Source organism: Cyanobacteriota bacterium, assembly GCA_025054735.1.
GTDB lineage: Bacteria > Cyanobacteriota > Cyanobacteriia > SKYG9 > SKYG9 > SKYG9.
On sequence record JANWZG010000408.1, the window covers coordinates 1 to 3482 of the forward strand.

The 3482-nt window shown below is 50.0% G+C and carries 3 protein-coding genes; 1 reads left to right on the plus strand and 2 read right to left on the minus strand.

The window, feature by feature from the left end:
* Positions 1-53: 53 nt before the first annotated feature.
* Complete coding sequence (locus NZ772_15920; protein ID MCS6815042.1) at positions 54-782, minus strand: DUF3120 domain-containing protein; 729 nt, start codon at positions 780-782, stop codon at positions 54-56.
* A 237-nt stretch (positions 783-1019) separates the two neighbouring features.
* On the opposite strand from NZ772_15920, the gene NZ772_15925 reads away from it, so the two are divergent.
* Positions 1020-1850, plus strand: a complete 831-nt coding sequence (locus NZ772_15925) for an undecaprenyl-diphosphate phosphatase (protein ID MCS6815043.1) — start codon at positions 1020-1022, stop codon at positions 1848-1850.
* Here NZ772_15925 and NZ772_15930 read toward each other — a convergent pair.
* Positions 1800-3335, minus strand: a complete 1536-nt coding sequence (locus tag NZ772_15930) for an ATP-binding protein (GenBank protein MCS6815044.1) — start codon at positions 3333-3335, stop codon at positions 1800-1802. The genes NZ772_15925 and NZ772_15930 overlap by 51 nt on opposite strands.
* Positions 3336-3482 lie beyond the last annotated feature (147 nt).

A 3482-nucleotide genomic window follows, 5' to 3' on the forward strand; every position in this document is an offset into this window, starting at 1 on the left:
ACCATCGCCAAGACCTTCTGCCGCGTCAGAGTAGCATCACAAATGACCATACCTCAAATGACGGCAGATGCTAGCCAAAATAGTCCATCTACTAGCAAGGTACTCAGCACAGCACCACTAAATGCCCACCAGTGAGGTGTCCGCAATCGCAAGTGCAGACAACCAATTGTCAACAAAATGCTAATGAATACAGCAGCAGTAGCAATACCCCAGGAACTTTGAGTCTGGGCGATTGCATCCCGGAAGATTGGCATCACTAGTTCTGGCGGAGTTTGCATCAACTGTCGCCAAGCCGGGATCAAATTCACCACATAGCAATAAGCATCCGTGACTGCTGTACCAAATAGGGAGCCTAAGTAAAAGCAATGGCCAACCTTGCCCCATCCTCGGTATAGTCCCCATAGGGCAATCGGCACCCCGATCGCCTCGATCGGTAGGTGGAGCAGAGGTTCCCACCGGAACCACCCCCAGTAGACAGCACCCGCTAACCAACTCCAACTGAAGCCCAGCAACAGATCTCCCCAAAACCGAAACCCTGGCTTAGAGAGCAACACCACACTCGCCATCAGCCAAGGGATAGTCAAGGCCAAGGTCAACTCTGGATCTAGGCGCACCAAAGGCGCTTGGGCAAACACAGGAACCGTAACCAAAAAGCCAGCCGCTAGGAACATCTGCCAGTGGCTGCTAACCTGAAGACGATTGTGCCAAATAGCAATCGTAGCAGCATACCCACCGATCGCGGAGGCAATGACTGGTTTTGAAGATGAGTATTGAGTAACCAATTGTGAAAACAGCTAACGAAACGAGAAATCACTCTTTAATATTGTTTACCTAACTTTACCTTATTTAGGAGAGTTTAGTAGAGACAATGGTAGGGCACAAATTTGGTAACAGTCCAATTCACGATGGGGAACCTACAGGGTATTGTACCGGGGATCACAGTAATACTGGGCACGGCAGCTAGTCTGCCCTGGCACCACCTAGCTGCTAGTAGGGTGCCCACCGTTGCTATAGCAGATATGTCTACAACATCACTAACGGATCCAATATCCACGGTTGTTCAAGCCTTTGTGCTGGGAATTGTGCAGGGGATTACAGAGTTTCTGCCCATTAGCAGCACAGCCCATTTGTTAATCTTCACCAAAGCCTTTAGGTGGGAGCTTCTAGGGCAGAAGTACTTTGTCGATGCCATTCAGTTTGGTAGTGTGATTGCAGTGCTAATCTATTTTTGGGCAGATTTACGGCAAATTACGATCGGTGCCTGGACTGCCCTGCGAGAAAAAGCCTGGAACCGGGATGAATGGAAGCTAGCCGTAGGGATTGTTGTGGGCACTGTGCCCGCCCTAGTTGCTGGGTATCTATTTCAAGATGTGTTGCCTGAAAGTCCCCTAGTGATTGCCCTAGCCTCGATTGTCATGTCTCTGTTGCTAGGACTAGCGGAAAAAATTGGCCGTCGCAAGCGAGGGTTTGACAGCCTCCAGATTAGGGATGGGATCCTCGTGGGCTTAGGACAGATGTTAGCCCTAGTGCCAGGAGTCTCCCGCTCTGGATCTACCTTAACTACAGCCCTACTGCTGGGGTTAGAACGCCAGCCCGCCGCCCGATTTTCCTTTCTGTTGGGTTTGCCTACCTTGACGATCGCTACCCTCTATCAGTCGCGTAAGGCCTTTGGCGACACAGGCACCCTGTTACCGCTGATTGTGGGAATCATCTCTACATTTATCTTTTCGTACCTGTCGATCGCCTGGTTACTAAAATTCTTGCAAACGAAGGACACGTGGCTGTTTGTCTGGTATCGCCTAGCCTTCGGTGTTGCCATCCTGATTGCCATTGGTGCCAGGGCTTTGTAACGGCAACGTTACTGTGACGGTTGTGCCAACGCCAACTTGACTCTCTAGTTGGACATGCCCCCTGTGGGCAGCTACACATCGTTGAACGATCGCTAGCCCCAGCCCAGTACCTTGGATAGACTTCACGTTGGATCCACGAAAGAAGGACTCAAATAGTCGGCCCTGATCTTCAGCAGGGATCCCAATCCCGTAATCTTGAATCTGAAAGCTAGCCGTGTTGCTCCTAAGATCGGTCGTCAACATAAACTCGATTCTAGAAGCAGGAGGTGAATACTTAATAGCGTTAGAGAGCAGATTAGTAAGAATGTAACGTAACAGTCGCTCATCCAGATAACCGACAGTGCAATCACCGTGGTAAGCGAAGTGAATGGCACAGACATTGCCCTCTACGATCGAAAATTCCTCAGCTAAGCTCTGACAAAACTCAAGCAAGTCAAGTTGAGCAGGGTTGCAGGTCAGCCGATCAGCTTCTGCTTGCCCCATAATCAGCACATCTTCCATGAGTTGGCTTAGTGCTCGTACAGAAGTTTTAATGCGTTGAATATAACTGAGTTGCTTTTCTGGCGACAGATTCTGACTGCGCTCCAACAGTTCAGTTGCCGTGCGAATTACTGCTAGCGGGTTACGAAATTCATGGGATATTGTAGAAATAAATTGAGATTTCAGACGGTTCAACTCCTGTTCCTTGGCTAGGGCTTGGGACAGTCGCTCGGCCCGTCGGCGATCGCGCATATCCCAAAACACGATCACTGCACCCGTAAACTCACCTGTACTCCGTTTTAGAGGTGAAGCGCTGTCTCCAATGGGAATGCGATCGCCATTTTTGGCCACTAGGGCAGTCAAATCCTGAAGATGGGCTATTTCTTGATTTTGCAAGACCTTCAGTACTGGATGTTCGGTCGAGTGTTCAGTCACTTCATCAATCAGTTGCATCACCTGAGTCACAGGTTTGCCAATCGCCTCATCTTGCTGCCAACCCGTGAGGGCCTCAGCGGCTGGGTTCATAAAGGTAATCTGTCCCTGAGAGTCAGTCGCCACTACAGCATCACTCATAGAGCGCAGCAGGGTAGCCAGTTGATCTCGGTTTTCCTGGAGTTCCTGAGCAACGCGATGTCGAAAAAGTGCAATCTCGATCGCCACCCGCAAGTCGTTAGAGGTGAACGGCTTCACGATATACCCAAACGGATTCGTAACTTTTGCTCGCTGTAGGGTGTTGTCATCGGCATAGGCTGTTAGGTAAACAATCGGCACATCCCGCTGTTCCCGGATTTGAGCAGCAGTCTCAACCCCATCCATGTCGCCTTTGAGCACAACATCCATCAGCACAAGATCAGGCTGAGTTTCTGCAAACTTGGCGATCGCAGCAACCCCTGACGATGCTGTGTCAGCAACCACATAGCCTAGCTGTCGGAGTTGACTAGTGATAGCCTTGGCAACGATCGCCTCGTCTTCCACGACCAGAATTTTGGGGTGAGCAGTTAGCATCTAAGATTTTGGAAGGGATTGAGGAAATCGAATAGTAAAGGTGGTGCCCTGGTGACGATTCACCGTTAGAGTGCCGTCAAGTTGATCAGTGACTAATGTATGAACCAATGATAGCCCCAGTGATGAGGTTGTCTGCCAGTCGATTGT